The sequence below is a fragment of the Nocardia callitridis genome (assembly GCF_039543305.1).
Lineage (GTDB): Bacteria > Actinomycetota > Actinomycetes > Mycobacteriales > Mycobacteriaceae > Nocardia > Nocardia callitridis.
Map to the genome: position 1 here is coordinate 1012506 of NZ_BAABJM010000002.1, position 17585 is coordinate 1030090.

Consider the following 17585-nt stretch of genomic DNA (forward strand, 5'->3'; position numbering starts at 1 on the left):
CTCCGGCGTGAGTGGGCACGACAGCTACGGCGACATCTTTTCCGGACATTCCCGAAAGAAGACCCGTGCCGTACCGAAGGTCACCGCGGAGCGCGACTTGGTGGTCGAAGACGCGGCAAGCGGATTCTGCGGCGCCGTAGTGGGTTTCGACCGCAGCTACGACGGCGACTTCGTGAAACTCGAGGACGCGCGCGGCACGGTACGCCTGTTCGCGTTGCGCGAGGCCGCCTTTCTCATCGACGGCGCGCCGGTGACACTGACCCGCCCCACCGCCACCGCACCCTCGGCGCCGACCAGATCCGCCTCCGGCTCCACCCGTGTCGAAGGACTGCGGGCCAGGGTGGCGCGCGGCAGCAGAATCTGGGTCGAAGGCGTGCACGACGCCGCGCTGGTGGAGCGGGTGTGGGGTCACGACCTGCGGGTCGAGGGCGTCGTCGTCGAACACCTCGAAGGTCTGGACAACCTCGCGCAGCGCCTCACCGAATTCCAGCCGGGGCCCGGCCGACGCGTCGGTGTCCTGGTCGACCACCTGGTCACCGGGTCGAAGGAAACTCAGCTCACCACCGGACTCGGCCCGCACGTGTTGGTCACCGGCCATCCGTTCATCGACGTGTGGCAGGCCGTGCGTCCGGCCACCGTTGGCATCGAGGCGTGGCCGAACGTCCCCCGCGGTGAGGACTGGAAGACCGGCATCTGCCACCGACTCGGTTGGGGCACACCGCAAGCGGGGTGGCGTCGAGTCTACGACTCCGTCGAAACCTTTCGCGATCTCGAGGCACCGCTGCTCGGTGCGGTCGAGCGATTGATCGACTTCGTCACCGAACCCGAGTAACCACCCATCCCGCGCACAAGTCACACCGACGGCGGGCGCCTCGCCGGCACAAACGCCGTATTCGCTGCTACACGCGTCGCACCGACGGCGCGGTGTTGGCTCCGAAACGATCAGCGCGGTCTTGTGCCCGGTCGAGGCCGTGGGTGGGAGAACTCGATCACGACGCGGGCGCTGCGGCACATGACGCGGACCACACCGTGCCCCGACAGTGTTCGCGCGCACCGCCAATTTCATGAAGGCGCGCAGGATAACAGCTCGAGCGTCGACAAGCTCGTGGACGAACGCCAGCTCAGCAATGCCATCGTGGGGAGGCACGCCGATCGCGCCCACCGTTTATGCTCGATAATTATGTGCTCCCCAAGTGCCACCCTGACGGTGTGGGCCGGCTCGTGGCTGGCCGGTTGCAGCGCGCCCGACGACGTGCTGGAGGCCCTACACGCTTGGGCGCCGCTGCACACCATCGCCGCAGGTGACCCGGTCACCGGCGGCCGCACCGACCTACCCTGGTCGGCACACGGCCACCTACCCGGCACCGGAGTGATGGCGCTGCTCAAGGTGATTCGCGAAGCGATGGCCGAGTCGAACGCCTACCTGCGGCTCGTGCTTCCAGTACCGGGGGACGTGCGTGGGCTGCCCGCCGGCACCGCCTTCGCCGCCGACGCCATCGAGGCGGAGGAAGGCATCCTGGTCGGCGTTCCCGGCACCGAAGGCACAGGACTGATCCCGCAGTGGGTCGACGACAACACCCTGCAATGGACCGTCTACAGCGCACCCGTTCCCCCCGAGGGCGGACCCGATATGTCGCTCGGTGAGGCCGAACACGCGATGCGCGAAGCGGTTCGGGACGCGGCGGACGCCCTCATGCGGTTGCACACCACGGCGGTCGGCGCGGCGGATTCGGATCCGAGGGAGCTCATCGAAGCCGAGTTGGCCGACCTCTCCCGCCACGATTACCCCGAGTCGATCTCGTTGCGCGCCAGGCGCATTCTGGACACCGCCGACCATGTCGCCGCGATACTCACGGTGGCACAACGGGAACCGGCGTCCTCCCCCACCTCCGCCAGTGCGATCGTCGCCCAGGAGTCGCTGCTGCGACCGCTCTGGAACGCGATCCGCGCGGCCAGGCTCGCCGCGGTGCACACCGCCCCGCGCCGCGACAACGGAAATTAGGAGGCCGCTGTGTATCCGACCCGGACCGTGGTCGCCGTAGCGGCGGCGCTGGTCGTCGGCCCGATCACCGTGGCGACCCCGGCGACAGCGGTCGTCGGCGGCACGGAAGTCGCCGCCTCGGACTACCCGTGGCTGGCCGCGATCGGCACCCCGGTGTTCTTCCCCCGTCCGTCCGGACAGTTCTGCGGCGGTGCACTCATCGCCGCCGACCAGCTGCTCACCGCGGCGCACTGTGTCGACCTCGCGAAGGCCGTCCCCGGCGCGCTGACGGTCACCTTCGGTCGCTCCGACCTACGCACCGACGACGGAGAAACGGTGGGTGTCACAGAGATTCGCGTCCACCCCGATTTCCACGACACCGATTTCGACGGCGAGGACGTGCACCACGACGACCTGGCCGTACTCACCCTCGACCAGCAGCGACCAGGCCCGTACGCCCAGCTCGCGATCCCCGATCACGACGATGCCGGCTACGACCGCACCGCACCCGGCACGGTGCTCGGCTGGGGTGCCACGGCGGAGGACGACGACTCGAACGTGCTGCTGCACAAGACAGAGGTGCCCCTGGTCTCCGACGACGACTGCGCTGCGGCCTACGGCGAGTCCTTCGACCCGTCGCAAATGCTGTGCGCCGGTTCACCTGAGGCCGACACCGGCCAATTCGACAGCGGCGGGCCACTTCTCGTCGGCGATCACCTCGTCGGCCTCACCTCGTGGGCCAAAGGCACGGCCCGACCGGGTTTCCCCGGCGTCTACACCAGACTGTCCAACGTCGCATTCTGATCGCCGACCTCGCGACGCCGCGAGCGATCCGCGCTAGCGGCACCACAGGGCCAGCGCCAACACGCTCGCGTACGGTGACTACATCACGCTGGCTCCTTCGCGGCTGGATGATCAGCCTCGCTGTCTTCCCTCCCCTGCCGCGCGACTCAGGGTTTCCGCGGCGGATATGGTTGCCGCTACGCCGGTTGACCAGAGGCCGACACCGGCCAATTCGACAGCGTCGGGCCACTTCTCGTCGACAACCACCTCGTGGGCCGAAGGCACGGCGCGGCCCGGCTTACCCGGCGTCTACACCAGACTGTCCGACGTCGCGTACTGATCGCCGACCAGCTGATATTCGGGCACGCTCGTGATCTTCGTGCGGTACGCCGCATGACGAGGCCGCGCCGACATGAGCTCTTCCCGAACGGGTGCGATATCAGTCGGTGGGCCGACGGATGCCTGCGCGTGCGCGCCGACCACGCGCAAGTTCCCTCGGTACGACCAGATCGCGGACCCCCGGCGTCAGGTACAGCCGACCGCGCGTGGCGGGACACCCACTTCAGACGCCGCTGCCGATTTCAGGCTGGCCCGCGCAACCCCTGCTGCGCGACTCAGGGCGCTACCGCGGTGGATACGGCTGCTGCGGCGGTGGATACGGCTGCGGGTATTGATACCCCGACGCTTGCGGCTGTTGCGGGTAGCCAGGACCTGGCACCGGAGCGTACTGCTGTTGTTGCGGCGGATACGGCGGCGCCGGTTGTGGATACTGTCCCTGGAACTGCTGTGGTGCATAGCGATTCGGCTGCTGCGGGTGTTGCGGGAACTGCGATTGCCCCCCGCCCCGGTTGCCCCGCTGTCGCCGCGATTGCCACACCACCACACCGATACCCACGCCGAAAATCGCGATCAGTACGACGGCGATGAGCCAGCCCGACACATCGTCCTCGTCGTCACCGTCGCCGCCACCGGTACTCACATGATGGTGCGGTCGCGCCTCGATCGTTTCCGAACCGCTGGCGATGGTGTCGCCCGACCAGCCGTACTCATCGAGCGTTACCACGGCCTGCCACTGCTGAATTGTCACCGAATCCTCCCCGAAAACGCACTCCACCGCGGCCCCGTACCGCAGCGGATCACATGCTAGTGCAACGGATTCGGTTCACCGACCCGGCCTTTGCGGCAGCGCGCAGCAGCCGAAAACGCACGGTGCGCCGTCGAGCGCGCACCCGTAGCCGGGCACCTCCCCGAGTCGACGTGGCTCAACACCGTCCAGCTGCTCACCGATCAGCTCCACGACCAGCTGAGCGAACCGAGGATCGGTGCCGGGTGTCGCGGCGCGCGCGAACGCCATGTCCAGTTCGGCGGCCTTCTGCTTCGCCTCGTTGTCCAGATCCCAGATCACCTCGAGGTGGTCGGAGACGAAGCCGACCGGGCACACGATCACCGACTCGATCCCCTTGGCGGACAACACTTCCAGGTGATCGACGATGTCGGGCTCGAGCCACGGAATATGCGGCGGACCCGAGCGCGACTGCCACACCACGTCGTAGTCGGTGTATCCGGTCGCGGCCGCGCACAAGCGGGCCGCCTCGGCCACCTGTCGACTGTAGAGCCGACCACCGGCATCCGGTGGACCCGCCGCCACGTCGGCCGAGACCGGGATGGAATGCGCGGTGAACACCAGGCGCGCACCGTCCCTGCGCTGCTCGGGCAATTGTGCGCGTGCCGCACCGATCGCGTCGGCGAACGCCTCGATCAACAGCGGGTGGTCGAAATACTGCCGCAACTTCAGCAATTGCGGCGCACCGGATCCGCACGCGGCCCGCGCCCGCACGATGTCCTCGTGATATTGCAGGCACCCGGAATAGCCACCCCACGCCGAGGTCGCGAAGACCAGCGCCGACTCGACCCCGTCGGCCGCCATCCGCGCCACGGTGTCCTCCACCATGGGATACCAATTCCGGTTGCCGAAATACACAGGAAGATCGCGACCCGCCGCCGACAATTCCGCCTCGAGAGCGGCAATGATGTCCCGATTGAGCGCGTTGATCGGCGACACCCCACCAAAGTGCAGGTAGTGCTGCGCCACCTCTTCGAGCCTGGCACGCGGCACACCCCTACCCCGGGTGACATTCTCCAGGAATGGCAGCACGTCCTCGGGGCGCTCCGGGCCACCAAAGGAAAGCAGCAGCACCGCCGCTGTCGAACTGGTGGCCCGAACCACGGGAGTCCTCCGTCTTCCTGATCAGTTGGTCGGCATGTTCTCCGGGAACCAGGTGTTGTGGCTGGCTCCGCCGTCGACATAGATGATCGACCCGGTGGTGCCGGGCAGCCAATCCGAGAGCAGCGCGACGATCGACTTCGCGACCACCGTCGGGTCGTCGACGTCCCAGCCGATCGGCGACGCGCCGTCCCAGTAGGTGTTGAGCTGGTTGAGCTTCGCGGCATCACCGGTCGCGGTGCCCGCGATGGCCTTTGCCGCCAGCGTCTTGATCGGGCCGGCTGCGATCAGGTTCGACCGAACCTTCTTGGCCTGGCCCACTTCTCGCGCCACATACCGGTTCACCGACTCCAGCGCCGCCTTGGCCACGCCCATCCAGTTGTAGTACGGCAGTGCGGTGCGCGGATCGAAGTCCATGCCAACCAGCGAGCCGCCCTCGTTCAGCACCGGAAGCACCGCGCGCGCCAGCGAGGCGTAGCTCCACGCGGAGATCTCGAACGACTTGGCGGCGTCGGGGCCCGGCCCGTCGAGGAACGGCAGCGCCTCGGGGCCCATCAGGGTGCGCGGTGCGAACGCGATCGAGTGCAGCACACCGTCGATGCCCTCCGGCGCGAGTTCGCGGACCTTGTCCGCGAGTCCGGCCAGGTCCTCCTCGCTGGTGACGTCGAGGCCGATCGCGGGAGGAATCTCCTGCGGCAGGCGCTTGCCGATCCGGTCGATCAGCCGCAGCCGCTCCGGAATACCGGTGATGATCACCTTCGCGCCCTGCTCCTGCGCGACAGCGGCCGCGTGGAACGCGATCGAGGCGTCGGTAATGATGCCGGTCACCAGAATGGTCTTGCCTTCGAGCAGTCCGCTCATGAGTTTCTCGGTTCTCCTGAATTCGATTACGGGGCCCGCACCTACCCCGAAGTGGCTGTGCCGCACCCGTTCCTGCCGAGCGCGGCCTTTCGGTCAGCTCAGTGACCCATGCCCATGCCGCCGTCGACGGGGATCACCGCGCCGGAGACGTAGGCCGAGTCCTCGGAGGCGAGGAAGCTGATCACGGCGGCTACGTCCTCGGGCTTGCCGAGACGCTTGAGCGGGATGAACTTCTTCGCCATATCGCGCAGTTCGTCGTCCAGACCCGAGGTCATGTCCGTCTCGATGAAGCCGGGGGCCACCACGTTCGCGGTGATCGACCGTGAACCCAGCTCACGGGTGATCGACCGCGCCAAACCGACCACGCCCGCCTTGGAGGAGGCGTAGTTGATCTGCCCGGCCTGACCCGAGAATCCGACGACCGAGCCGAGGAAGACCATCCGACCCCACTTGCCCTTCAACATGTTCCGGTTGGCGCGCTTGGCCACCCGGAACGCGCCGGAGAGATTGGCGTCGATCACCTTGGTGAACTGTTCTTCACTCATCCGCATCAGCAAGGTGTCGTCGGTGATGCCCGCGTTGGCCACCAACACCTCGACCGGACCCTGGTGGGCCTCCACCTCGGTGAACGCCTGATCCACGGAATCAGCGTCGGTCACATCGCATTTCACGCCGAACAGCCCGTCCGGCACCCCCGAACCACGATGCGTGACAGCCACCTTGTGGCCGTCGGCGAGCAGCCGCTGCGCGACCGCGAGTCCGATACCACGATTTCCGCCGGTGACGAGCACCGACCGCGATTGCTTGTTCGACATGGGCACCAACCTATCTGTTCGAGTTCACAGGCCGCGCCCTGGCCGCACACCTTCGTGTGATGCCACAATCGCGCAGCCTGGTGGGTGTGTCGCGCGCGCGAATGAGCGACGGCGACCTACGGCAGGCGTTGACGATAGAGCAAGCCGGTTACCAGACCGCACGACACGAGCAGCATGCCGAGCAACATCCACGGCCTGCTGGCGTCACCCCTGCTCAACTCGTAGCCGATCTGCTCCTCGAGGGTGTCGTAGACGGCGTTCAGCTCGGTCAAGCTCGACGCGGTGAAGAAGTCACCACCGGACAGCTTGGCGATCTGGCGCAACGAGTCGTCGTCCACCGGCACCGGCTGGCGCGCATGCCCGCCCTCGCCGTCCGGAATGTCGACAACTCCGTAATTGGTGCCGAACGAAATCGTCGAGACCGGAATGTTTTTGCTCTTGGCCAATCTCGCCGCGGTGAAGCCGTGGCGCGGATTGTCCACGTCCTTGTCGCTCGGCACGGTCTGCTTACCGTCGGACATCAGCACCACGCGCGCCGGTGGCGGGGTCTCCGCACCGCCGAGCACCGCAGACAGCGTCTCGATGGACTGCACCGCCGTAAAGATGCCCTCACCGGTCGCGGTGCGCTCGGCGAGCTTGATGCTGTCGATAGACGCCTTGACCGATTCGCGATTCACCGACGGCGGCACCATCACCGACGCGGTCCCCGCGAAGGTGACGAACCCCAGGTTGATGCCGGGCGTCAAACCGTCGGCGAATTCCTTGGCCGCCTTCTGCGCCACCTGCAACCGGCTCGGCTGCACATCGGTGGCCTCCATCGACAACGAGACGTCCATGACGAGAACAACGGTCGCGCGGTTGCGCGGCACCTTCTTGACCGCGGTGGGCCCCGCCGCCGCGATGGTCAGGAATACGACGCCGACCAGCATCAGCGCGATGGGCGCGTGCCGCAGCGGACTCGGCCGCGACGGCGCGACCTTCTCCAGCACCGCCATATTGCTGAACCGCAGCATCTGCTTGTGCTTGCTGCGCTGGACCAGGATGTAGCCGAGCACAATCGCCGCGACCACGACCAGGAAGCCGAGCCAGACCGCGGAGGTGAAATGGGAAATACTCACTGGCGTGGCACCCGCCCAGTCGGGGCGCCCAAGGCATGGCGCCGGGTGGACACGAACCGGACCACGTCGGCGATCCAGTCCCGGTCGGTCTGCAAGGTGAGCACGGGCGCGCCGCAACTGCGCAACGCCGACTCGACCTGTTGCCGGTGCTGCTGCGCGGCGGCCGCGAAATCGTTACGCAGCGTGGGGGTCACGCTGAACTCACGGGTCCGTCCCGACTCCGGATCGTGCAGCACGACGTCACCCACATCGGGCAGCGTGAGATCGCGCGGATCGAGCACTTCGACCGCGAGCAGGTCGTGTCTGGCCGAGATCGCGCGCAGCGAACGCTGCCAGTCGATATCGCCGAGGAAGTCGCTGATCACCACCGCGAGTCCACGCTTGCGCTGTGGACGTCGCAACGATTCGATTCCGCCGCGCAGGTCGCCGCGCACGCCGTCACGAGCGTGCGGAGTGGTCGCGATACCGCGCAGCAGCGCCTGCGCGTGTACACGTCCGCTGCGGGCCGGAATACGCACCAACTGTTCGCCCGTGGCGACGACGGCACCGATCCGGTTACCGCCACCGCTGGTCAGGTGGGTGATCGCGGCGGCAGCGGCGACCGCGAGGTCGCGTTTCTGGCATGCCGCCGTGCCGAAATCGAGGCTGGCCGAGAGGTCGACGACCATCCAGGTCTCCAACTCACGGTCGGCGACGGTCTGGCGGACGTGTGGATGCGTGGTGCGTGCGGTCACCGACCAATCCATTTGCCGCACATCGTCACCCGGCGTGTAGACCCGGGCTTCGCCCGGCTCGGAACCGGGTCCGGGGATCAAGCCCTGGTGGTCACCGTGCAGCACACCGTCGAGCCGACGGCGGATGGTCAGCTCGAGGGTTTTCAGCGCGACGCTCAGTCGAGGGTCGGTCAGCTCACCGGATCGAAACGACGGCGGCGGGTGCGATGAACTCGGCACTCCTGGAACCGGATTCGGCGCCGCGCTCACTTGGGCTGAACATTGCCGGCGGGCTGAGCCTGCTGCCCGTTCGGCGGTTGCTGCGGTGTGGGCTGCTGCGCGATCGGCTGCTGCGGCTGTGGCTGCTGCGGCGGCGCGGCCTGCGGCGGCACGGGCGCCGCCCCTGGCGCGACAGCCTGGGGTGCCACCTGCGGCAGTCCGATGGTCTGCAGCACGCGGTTGATCACCTCTTCGGGATCGACCTCGTCGGCCAGCGCGTCGTAGGACAGAACGAGCCGGTGGCGCAACACATCCGGAATCACCTCGACCACGTCCTGCGGCACCACGTAGTCGCGGCCGCGGATCAGCGCGACGGCGCGGGCCGCGGCGATGATGCCGAGGCTGGCACGCGGCGAGGCACCGTAGGAAATCCAGTTCGCCACATCGTGCATGCCGAAATCTTCGGGCTTACGCGTCGCCGCGATCACCCGAACCACGTAGTCGACCAGCGCGTGGTGCACGAAGGTGTTGGCGGCGACCTTCTGCAAACGGATCAACGCCTCGGGGTCGAGAATCGCGCTCGCCTCCGGCGGTGCGACACCCATCCGATAGATGATCTCGCGTTCCTCTTCCACCGACGGGTAGTCGACGACGACCTTGAACAGGAAGCGGTCGCGCTGCGCCTCGGGCAGCGGATACACGCCTTCGCTCTCGATCGGGTTCTGCGTCGCCATGACAAGGAACGGATCGGGCATCGGATAGGTCGTGCCGCCGATCGACACATGCCGCTCGGCCATCACCTCGAGCAACGCCGACTGCACCTTCGCCGGAGCGCGGTTGATCTCGTCGGCGAGCACGAAATTGGCGACCACCGGGCCGAGTTCGGTATCGAATTCCTCACGGCCCTGGCGGTAGATACGGGTACCTACGAGGTCGGTGGGCACCAGGTCGGGGGTGAACTGCACGCGGGAGAACGAGCCACCCACCACCTTCGCGAAGGTCTCCACCGCGAGCGTCTTGGCGATGCCGGGCACACCCTCCAGCAGCACGTGGCCACGCGCGAGCACACCGACGAGCAGGCGTTCGACCAACCGATCCTGGCCGACGATCACCCGCTTGACCTCGTAGATCGCCTTCTCCAGAGTCTGGACGTCACGCTCGAGGGTGCTCGGCGATGGCGCAGGCGCATCCTTTGCCGAGCTCGCCTCGCTGACACCGTCCGTCGAAGTCACCAACATCCCCGCTTTCGCCTTGGTCTTGTGCGTGCTGCCACAACTATTCCAGGTAATGGCCGCAAGTGCCGCAACCGGACCCGGCGTGCAGGGAATTCAAAGGATCGGATGTCCGATTCGACCCAATGTGTCAGCCCCGCGCGTGACAACCGTGCCCGCAGGCTACGTCAGCGCACCCCGTTCGGCCGCACAGGCTAGCTGACGATCCGCACCGCGTACGGCATGATGCCGCCCTCGCGGACCGGCGACACCTTGACCACGTCACCGGATTCGGGCGCCTCGAGCATCTTGCCCTTGCCCAGATACAGCGCGACGTGTTGGCTACCGTTGGCACCCCAGAACAGCATGTCGCCCCGCGCACGGTCGTCGACGGGAACCCTGGTGCCCGCGTTGTATTGGTAGCCGCTGTAATGCGGCAAGGAGACGCCGATTCCGGCGAACGCGTAGACCATCAGTCCCGAGCAGTCGAAGCCGACCTTCTTGTAATCGCCGTGCCGGTCGGCGACTCCACCGTCGCGAATCCCGAGCGTTGGCCCGTCCTCGTCGCCACCACCCCACGCGTAGGTGACGCCGAGTTGCGCCATGGCGCGGTCCACGACCGTCTCGACCGCGGCGGATCCGGTCACCGACGGTTCGCTGGGACTCGGTGAACTCTGCTTCGGCGGTGCCGAACTCTCCAGCTGAGTGTGTGGGCGGCGGTTCGCGTTGAGCGCGGCGGCGCGATCGCGCGCGTCCTGGTCGGCGGCCGCGCGGGCGGCGGCCGCGGCCGCGGCGGCACGCACCGCGGCTTCCTCGGCTCTACGCTGCTCGTCCCACGCCTGGTAGGCGTCACGCTGGTCTTGCAGCCCGGCGACATTCACCCTGGCTCGATCGAGCCTGCCCTGGGTGTCTTGGCGCTGGCGTCGCAGATCGTCGCGCTGGACGGTCTGTTGCTGTAGTGCGGTGGTCACCCTGGTGACGGCGGCCTGCGCGTCGGACTGTTTTTGTTCGGCGACGCCCGCGGCGGTATCGGCGTCGGCCTTGGCGCGACGCGCGCCGGAGTTCTTGTTGCCCTTGTCGATCTGGGCGCGACGCAGACTGTCGAGCACCTGCTGTTGGTTCTTCGATACCAGGTTCAGCAGCTCGGCCTGGTCGATCGCCGACGACGGGGTCGCCGCCGTCAGATACGAGACCACCGATTGCGCGGCCGGGCGGGTGTATGCCTGGGTGGCGAACTGGTCGAAGTTGCGCCTGGCGTCGTCGACTCGCGTTCCCGCCGCGGACAATTCACGCTGGCTGGTATCCACGGCCGCGGCGGCGGCATCGGCCGCGGCCCGCGCGTTCTGCAAGTCGACCAGCGCCTTGTTGACCTCTTCACGTTTGCTCGCGACCTCGTCGTCGAGCTGACGTAGTCGATCATCGACCTCGGCGACCTGATTGATCAAGGCACCGATCGCGCCGACGTTCGCGTCGACTTCGGCTCCCGCATCGGCGATTTCACCGTCGCTCGGATTCGGCGGCGGTGGTGGCACGGCCGTAGCGGGCGCGACCACCGCGACCGACATCAGCAATCCGAGAGCGACCACCCGAAGTCGACGTTTGCCAACCTCCCCGCTGTAGCGCATCGCACCTCCCACGGACCGACGCCGACCTCCGCCGAAACCACACCGGCATCAGCCGAACCATGAATCACGATGGTCGACAAGCGACCTTTCCACCACTTGTTCCCCATCAGTGGCAGTTTGAACCGTACGACACATCAGCCACTCAAAGAACTCCAGCAACGGAACTACAGTCGCGTAATTTGCACTTAGCTGTTGATTTGCCGGGTGTGCGATAGGTGATCCCGGAGGGAAACGAACCGTGTGCCAGAGATTTGTTCGCTAACTAGAACTCGAGGTTGGCGACGGCCCCTACCGGCACAGGGGTTGTGGGAGGGGTGGTGTACGGGCGAGGAGTTGGGGGTGTGGCCAGTGTGCGAGCGGAGGAGGGCGGCGGTGCGGGGAGGAAATGTGGGGAGAAAGCCGGTGCGGGAACGGTGCGCGAGAAGCTGGGAACCCGCGGCGGGGGATATGCGGGGCGGGATGCATCGGGGGTGATATACGGGGTGGATGCATCGGGGACGGGGTGATATTCGGGGGCGGCGTGCGGGGGTGATGTGCGGGGGCGCGGAACCAGCACTGCGTTAGGCGGCGGGGTGATACGCGGGGGCGAGTGCTTCCTCGCTGTGTTTATTGGCGGCTGGCGCCGCGTGGTTCGCGGCCCTGAGTCTCGCTGTTGAGTACCCGTTTCTTGCTCCTTCGTCGCCTACGAAACGGGCACTCAACAGCGAGACGGCCGCGAACTTGCCGTGCCGGTCTCGCTGCGCTCGGAACAGGTGTTTGGGCGGTTCGTGGGGTGGGTTGAGTTGGGTGTGGGTGGTGCTGGTTTCACCGGGTGTTGGGGTGCGTGCCTACGAACCGGGTGCTCGGGCGGCGAGACGGTCGTGAACTTGTTGTGTCGGTCTTGCTGCGCTCGGAACAGGTGTTTCGGCGGCTCGTGGGGGTGGCTGGGTTTGGTGAGCGGGAGTAGCTGACTTTAGGGAGGGTGGTGGTTCACCAGGAGGCCTGCTGAGGGCCTACCAGGTGGGCAGGATTTGCGGGGGTGTTCGCCCGACTGTCTCGGTGGCGGGCTTAATGGTCAGGATCCGGCGGCGCTGCGGGCCGAGTGCTCCCCCGCGACCTGCTCGCCTGCCACCGTCGCCACCTCGGGCTCGCGCCGCGACTTGACGAAGTACAACCCGGCAACCAGAACTACCGTGATGGCGATCAGCACGGCCGTGAACCCGACCCACGGAATCCGTTCGGGCTGTTCGAGTTGCGTCACGAACGCCTGCGCCGCCTCGGCGGAATGCCCACCGCCCTTGAACTTCGCCTTGTCTTCGGCGTGCTCGAGGCGGACTCGGCTGATCGCGTCACTGTCGGTGCCCATCCAGTCGTCGCTGAATACCGCGACGGTGCCGTGCTGGGTCTTACTGAGCTCGATCGCCAGATCGCGCAGGCTCGAATCGCGCTCGGGATTGCTCGGCAGGACCACGATACTGAGGGGGATGCCGTTGGCTCTCGCCTCGGCGGCTATCTGCGCCAGCTTCGGCTTGTCCTTGCCGGTCATCGTCGCGACATGATCATCGGCCAAGTCGGCGTTGATGGTCTTGACGGTGGCTTCGGTCATGTATGGCGGCAGTTCGGCGGCCATGGGCAGGAAAACCGAGGTGTGCGAGACGGTCATCTTCCATCCGGTCTTGGTCGAGCCGCATCGGCATCCGAGGCGACGGGCATCCAACTCTGGGGGTGAGCGACGCATGGTCACCCCGGTAGCTCGAAAGCACAGTACGCGACGCGCTCGCGCAGTAGCCTCGCACGGCACGCGGAGCGGGGGCCGCGTCTTTCATAGGACAAGCGTACTGTTAAGGTGACAGCGCGAGGAACGGCGCCGAGACGACGCCGAAGACCTCGAAACGACTCGGCCGTCGGCACAGCCCTGCCTACGGCCAACCCTCACAGATGAGTGGAGCTGACGTGACGACAAGTATCGATACTTTCGGCGCCAAGGGCACCCTCGAGGTCGGAAGCAACTCCTACGAGATCTTCCGCCTCTCCGCCGTGCCCGGCACCGAAAAACTGCCCTACGCGTTGAAGGTCCTCGCCGAGAACCTGTTGCGCACCGAAGACGGCGCCAACATCACCGCCGAGCACATCCGTGCCATCGCCAACTGGGATCCCTCGGCCGATCCGAGCACCGAGATCCAGTTCACCCCGGCCCGCGTGATCATGCAGGACTTCACCGGCGTGCCGTGTGTCGTCGACCTCGCCACCATGCGCGAGGCCGTCACCACTCTCGGCGGCGACCCGAACAAGGTCAACCCGCTCTCGCCCGCCGAGATGGTCATCGACCACTCGGTGATCCTCGACGTCTTCGGTCGCGCCGATGCCTTCGAGCGCAACGTCGAACTCGAGTACGAGCGCAACGGCGAGCGCTACCAGTTCCTGCGGTGGGGTCAGGGCGCCTTCGACGACTTCAGTGTCGTCCCGCCCGGCACCGGCATCGTGCACCAGGTCAATATCGAGTACCTGGCCCGCACCGTCATGGTGCGCAACGGTCAGGCCTACCCGGACACCTGCGTCGGCACCGACTCGCACACCACCATGGTCAACGGCCTCGGCGTGCTCGGCTGGGGCGTCGGCGGTATCGAGGCCGAGGCCGCGATGCTCGGTCAGCCGGTTTCGATGCTCATCCCGCGCGTCGTCGGCTTCAAGCTGACCGGTGAGATCAAGCCGGGCGTCACCGCCACCGACGTGGTACTCACCGTCACCGAGATGCTGCGCAAGCACGGCGTGGTCGGCAAATTCGTCGAGTTCTACGGTGCCGGCGTCGCGGAGGTTCCGCTGGCCAATCGCGCCACCCTCGGCAACATGAGCCCGGAGTTCGGCTCGACGGCCGCGATCTTCCCGATCGACGAGGAGACCATCAACTACCTGCGTCTGACCGGTCGTTCGCAGGAGCAGCTGGACCTGGTCGAGGCCTACGCCAAGGAACAGGGCATGTGGCACGACGCCGCGCACGAGCCCGCCTACTCCGAGTACCTCGAGCTCGATCTCGGCACCGTGGTGCCCTCGATCGCGGGCCCGAAGCGTCCGCAGGACCGAATCCTGTTGTCGGAGTCCAAGGTTGCCTTCCGCAAGGACATCCACAACTACACCAGCGACGCCGAGGGCGTCGACGCGGCGGTCACCCCGCATTCGCAGCTCGACGAGGCGCTCGACGAGTCCTTCCCGGCCAGCGATCCGGCCGAGCTCAGCTTCGCCGACGACGGCGCGGTCGTGCCGACCGCCGCCAACGGCAGCACCGGCCGCCCATCCAAGCCGATCAAGGTCACCACCGAGGACCGCGGCGAATTCATCATCGACCACGGTGCGGTCGCGGTCGCGGGTATCACCTCCTGCACCAACACCTCGAATCCCTCGGTGATGATCGGCGCGGCCCTGCTGGCGCGCAATGCGGTCGACCGTGGCCTGACCAGCAAGCCGTGGGTCAAGACCAATATGGCGCCGGGTTCGCAGGTCGTCTCGGATTACTACGAGAAGGCCGGACTGTGGCCCTACCTGGAGAAGCTGGGCTTCCACCTGGGTGGCTACGGCTGCACCACCTGCATCGGCAACACCGGTCCGCTGCCGGAGGAGATCTCCAAGGCGGTCAACGATCACGACCTGACGGTCACCGCGGTGCTCTCCGGTAACCGCAACTTCGAGGGCCGTATCTCCCCCGACGTGAAGATGAACTACCTGGCCTCGCCGCCGCTGGTCATCGCCTACGCGCTCGCGGGAACGATGGATTTCGACTTCGAGTCCGACTCGCTCGGCAAGGACACCGACGGCAAGGACGTCTTCCTCGCCGACATCTGGCCTTCGGCCCAGGAGATCGACGACACCATCAAGTCGGCGATCAACCAGGACATGTTCCGCAACTCCTACGCCGATGTATTCAAGGGCGACGAGCGCTGGCGCAGCCTGGCCACCCCGGAGGGCAACACCTTCGAGTGGGACGAGAACTCGACCTACGTGCGCAAGGCGCCGTACTTCGAGGGCATGGCGCTCGAGCCCTCCCCCGTCGCCGACATCACCGGCGCGAGGGTGCTTGCGCTGCTCGGTGATTCGGTCACCACCGACCACATCTCCCCGGCCGGTCCGATCAAGCCGGGCACCCCGGCCGCGCAGTACCTCGACGAACACGGTGTGGCGCGCAAGGACTACAACTCGTTGGGCTCGCGGCGCGGTAATCACGAGGTGATGATCCGCGGCACCTTCGCCAACATCCGGTTGAAGAACCAGCTGCTCGACGACGTCTCGGGTGGTTACACCCGCGACTTCACCCAGGACGGCGGCCCGCAGGCGTTCATCTACGACGCTTCGCAGAACTACCAGAATGCGGGCATCCCGCTGGTCGTGCTCGGCGGCAAGGAGTACGGTTCCGGCTCCTCGCGCGACTGGGCGGCCAAGGGCACCAGCCTGCTCGGCGTGAAGGCGGTCATCACCGAGTCGTTCGAACGGATCCACCGTTCGAACCTCATCGGTATGGGCGTGGTCCCGCTGCAGTTCCCGCAGGGCGAGTCGGCGGCATCGTTGAAGCTCGACGGCACCGAGACCTTCGACATCCAAGGCATCACCGCCCTCAACGAGGGCAAGACGCCGAAGACGGTGCGGGTCATCGCGACCAAGGAAGACGGCAGCAAGGTCGAGTTCGACGCCGTCGTCCGCATCGACACCCCCGGTGAGGCGGATTACTACCGCAACGGTGGCATCCTGCAGTACGTGCTGCGAAACATGGTCAACCGCTGACCCTTTCGAGGGTTCACGGGTATTTTTCGACGAAGGTCCGCGCGTCGCACCACGACGCGCGGACCTCGCCGCATCGGCCGCACCACCTGCGCGAGCGCACCGGATCACGCTCGACTACCGCTTCACTGTGTTCGCTTCCTCGGAGGAGCCCATGCCCAAAGTCAGTGACGACCACCTCGCCGCCCGGCGCAGTCAGATCCTCGACGGGGCACGGCGTTGTTTCGCCGAGTACGGCTACGACGGTGCGACCGTGCGTCGGCTCGAAGAGGAGATCGGGCTGTCGCGAGGTGCGATCTTTCATCACTTCCGCGACAAGGACGCCCTGTTTCTCGCGTTGGCGCAGGAGGATGCGGAGCGGATGGCCGATGTCGCGGCCGACCAGGGTCTTGTCCAGGTCATGCGCGACATGCTGGAGCACCCCGAGGAATTCAATTGGCTCGGCACGCGGTTGGAGATCGCTCGCCGGTTGCGCACCGATCCGGATTTTCGCGCGAGCTGGACTCAACGGTCGGCGGAGCTGAACGCGGCGACGCTGGCCCGACTCGAGCGACGCAGGGCCGAGGGCGCGCTGCGTGAGGACGTGCCGACGGATGTGGTGCTCGGCTATCTCGACCTGGTGCTCGACGGGTTGATCGCCCGTATCGCCTCCGGTCACACCAGCGAAAACCTTTCCGCCGTCCTGGATCTCGTGGAAGCGTCGGTGCGCCGCAAGGACTGAGCGCTAACGACCGGGCTCCATGCTGTCGAGCAGCACTCGAACGAGCCGGTCGAGTTCGCGCCGGTCGCGCGCGGGCAGTACGGACAGCAGCCGGGTCTCGTTCGCGGTGTGTTCGGCGACCACGGTGTCGATCGTGTCGCGTCCGGCGTCGGTGAGCGCTACGCGCACGGCCCTACGGTCGGCGGCATCGGCGATCCTGCGCACCAATCCCGCCGATTCGAGGCGATCGAGGCGTCCGGTCATGCCCGCGCGCGAGAGCATCATGGTGTCGGCGAGTACCGAGGGGCTCAGCTCGAACGGCGCGCCCGAACATCGCAGTGCCGCAAGCACATCGAACTCTCCGCGCTGAAGTCCGTGTGCGCGGAAGACGACGTCGATCTCGCGGCGACCCACCATCACCAGCCTGCCGAGTCGGCCGAAGATCGCCATGGCTTCCAGGTCGAGATCCGGACGTTCGGCGCGCCATTGGCGTTCGATCGCGTCGATGCGATCCGAAGTGGGTGCGGTCGGTACGGACGCTCTCGCTGCCGCTGCCTGATCAGTCATGGACAAGACTCTATTCGACGAC

The 17585-nt window shown here is 66.8% G+C and carries 15 protein-coding genes; 5 read left to right on the forward strand and 10 right to left on the reverse strand.

Annotated features, from left to right (window positions below):
* Positions 1-7 precede the first annotated feature (7 nt).
* The 3 genes from ABEA50_RS13385 (at position 8) to ABEA50_RS13395 (ending at position 2785) form a co-directional block, all read left to right on the forward strand.
* Positions 8-832, forward strand: coding sequence for a DUF3097 domain-containing protein (locus ABEA50_RS13385; protein WP_345495642.1), 825 nt, complete (start codon positions 8-10; stop codon positions 830-832).
* A gap of 348 nt (positions 833-1180) precedes the next feature.
* Entirely contained in the window at positions 1181-2002 is an 822-nt protein-coding gene (locus ABEA50_RS13390; protein ID WP_345495643.1) for a hypothetical protein, read from the forward strand.
* A 9-nt stretch (positions 2003-2011) separates the two neighbouring features.
* Positions 2012-2785: a S1 family peptidase gene (locus tag ABEA50_RS13395; RefSeq protein WP_345495644.1), complete on the forward strand. Its 774-nt coding sequence runs from the start codon at positions 2012-2014 to the stop codon at positions 2783-2785.
* A 601-nt stretch (positions 2786-3386) separates the two neighbouring features.
* Here ABEA50_RS13395 and ABEA50_RS13400 read toward each other — a convergent pair.
* From ABEA50_RS13400 to ABEA50_RS13440, 9 genes are all read right to left on the reverse strand, one after another.
* A complete protein-coding gene (locus tag ABEA50_RS13400) occupies positions 3387-3851 on the reverse strand; it encodes a hypothetical protein (protein ID WP_345495645.1) in 465 nt (154 codons plus the stop codon).
* A gap of 75 nt (positions 3852-3926) precedes the next feature.
* Complete coding sequence (locus tag ABEA50_RS13405) at positions 3927-4991, reverse strand: ferrochelatase (RefSeq protein ID WP_345495646.1); 1065 nt, start codon at positions 4989-4991, stop codon at positions 3927-3929.
* 21 nt (positions 4992-5012) lie between these two features.
* The gene (gene inhA / locus ABEA50_RS13410) at positions 5013-5849 is read right to left on the reverse strand and encodes an NADH-dependent enoyl-ACP reductase InhA (RefSeq protein WP_345495648.1); all 837 of its coding nucleotides are present in this window, start codon (positions 5847-5849) and stop codon (positions 5013-5015) included.
* A 98-nt stretch (positions 5850-5947) separates the two neighbouring features.
* A complete protein-coding gene (gene fabG1, locus ABEA50_RS13415) occupies positions 5948-6664 on the reverse strand; it encodes a 3-oxoacyl-ACP reductase FabG1 (RefSeq protein ID WP_345495649.1) in 717 nt (238 codons plus the stop codon).
* Positions 6665-6780: 116 nt separating this feature from the next.
* Positions 6781-7782 (reverse strand): VWA domain-containing protein, encoded by a 1002-nt coding sequence (locus ABEA50_RS13420; RefSeq protein WP_345495650.1) that lies wholly within the window; start codon positions 7780-7782, stop codon positions 6781-6783.
* Positions 7779-8735 carry a DUF58 domain-containing protein gene (locus ABEA50_RS13425; protein WP_345495651.1) on the reverse strand — a complete coding sequence of 319 codons (957 nt, stop codon included), beginning with the start codon at positions 8733-8735 and terminating at the stop codon, positions 7779-7781. Before ABEA50_RS13425 ends, ABEA50_RS13420 begins: the two co-directional genes overlap by 4 nt.
* Before the next feature lie 26 nt (positions 8736-8761).
* On the reverse strand, positions 8762-9952 hold the full coding sequence (locus ABEA50_RS13430) for an AAA family ATPase (RefSeq protein WP_345495652.1): 1191 nt from the start codon (positions 9950-9952) through the stop codon (positions 8762-8764).
* Between the two features lie 188 nt (positions 9953-10140).
* The gene (locus ABEA50_RS13435) at positions 10141-11550 is read right to left on the reverse strand and encodes an NlpC/P60 family protein (RefSeq protein ID WP_345495653.1); all 1410 of its coding nucleotides are present in this window, start codon (positions 11548-11550) and stop codon (positions 10141-10143) included.
* A 1054-nt stretch (positions 11551-12604) separates the two neighbouring features.
* Positions 12605-13192, reverse strand: a complete 588-nt coding sequence (locus ABEA50_RS13440; protein WP_345495654.1) for an Rv1476 family membrane protein — start codon at positions 13190-13192, stop codon at positions 12605-12607.
* Positions 13193-13482: 290 nt separating this feature from the next.
* Here ABEA50_RS13440 and acnA point away from each other — a divergent pair, with 290 nt between their 5' ends.
* Both acnA and ABEA50_RS13450 read left to right on the forward strand, forming a co-directional pair.
* Positions 13483-16299, forward strand: a complete 2817-nt coding sequence (gene acnA, locus ABEA50_RS13445; RefSeq protein WP_345495655.1) for an aconitate hydratase AcnA — start codon at positions 13483-13485, stop codon at positions 16297-16299.
* Positions 16300-16450: 151 nt separating this feature from the next.
* Positions 16451-17017 carry a TetR/AcrR family transcriptional regulator gene (locus ABEA50_RS13450; RefSeq protein WP_345495656.1) on the forward strand — a complete coding sequence of 189 codons (567 nt, stop codon included), beginning with the start codon at positions 16451-16453 and terminating at the stop codon, positions 17015-17017.
* Between the two features lie 3 nt (positions 17018-17020).
* Here ABEA50_RS13450 and ABEA50_RS13455 read toward each other — a convergent pair whose 3' ends face one another.
* The gene (locus ABEA50_RS13455) at positions 17021-17563 is read right to left on the reverse strand and encodes a MarR family winged helix-turn-helix transcriptional regulator (RefSeq protein ID WP_345495657.1); all 543 of its coding nucleotides are present in this window, start codon (positions 17561-17563) and stop codon (positions 17021-17023) included.
* Positions 17564-17585 lie beyond the last annotated feature (22 nt).

What these genes read in the sequence shown, in the direction of transcription:
- ABEA50_RS13390 (WP_345495643.1), top strand. Translation starts at nt 1,181, where the DNA reads ATGTGCTCCCCAAGTGCCACCCTGACGGTGTGGGCCGGCTCGTGGCTG.
- inhA (WP_345495648.1), bottom strand. Translation starts at nt 5,849, where the DNA reads ATGAGCGGACTGCTCGAAGGCAAGACCATTCTGGTGACCGGCATCATT.
- fabG1 (WP_345495649.1), bottom strand. Translation starts at nt 6,664, where the DNA reads ATGTCGAACAAGCAATCGCGGTCGGTGCTCGTCACCGGCGGAAATCGT.
- ABEA50_RS13430 (WP_345495652.1), bottom strand. Translation starts at nt 9,952, where the DNA reads ATGTTGGTGACTTCGACGGACGGTGTCAGCGAGGCGAGCTCGGCAAAG.
- ABEA50_RS13435 (WP_345495653.1), bottom strand. Translation starts at nt 11,550, where the DNA reads ATGCGCTACAGCGGGGAGGTTGGCAAACGTCGACTTCGGGTGGTCGCT.
- ABEA50_RS13440 (WP_345495654.1), bottom strand. Translation starts at nt 13,192, where the DNA reads ATGACCGTCTCGCACACCTCGGTTTTCCTGCCCATGGCCGCCGAACTG.
- ABEA50_RS13450 (WP_345495656.1), top strand. Translation starts at nt 16,451, where the DNA reads ATGCCCAAAGTCAGTGACGACCACCTCGCCGCCCGGCGCAGTCAGATC.
- ABEA50_RS13455 (WP_345495657.1), bottom strand. Translation starts at nt 17,563, where the DNA reads ATGACTGATCAGGCAGCGGCAGCGAGAGCGTCCGTACCGACCGCACCC.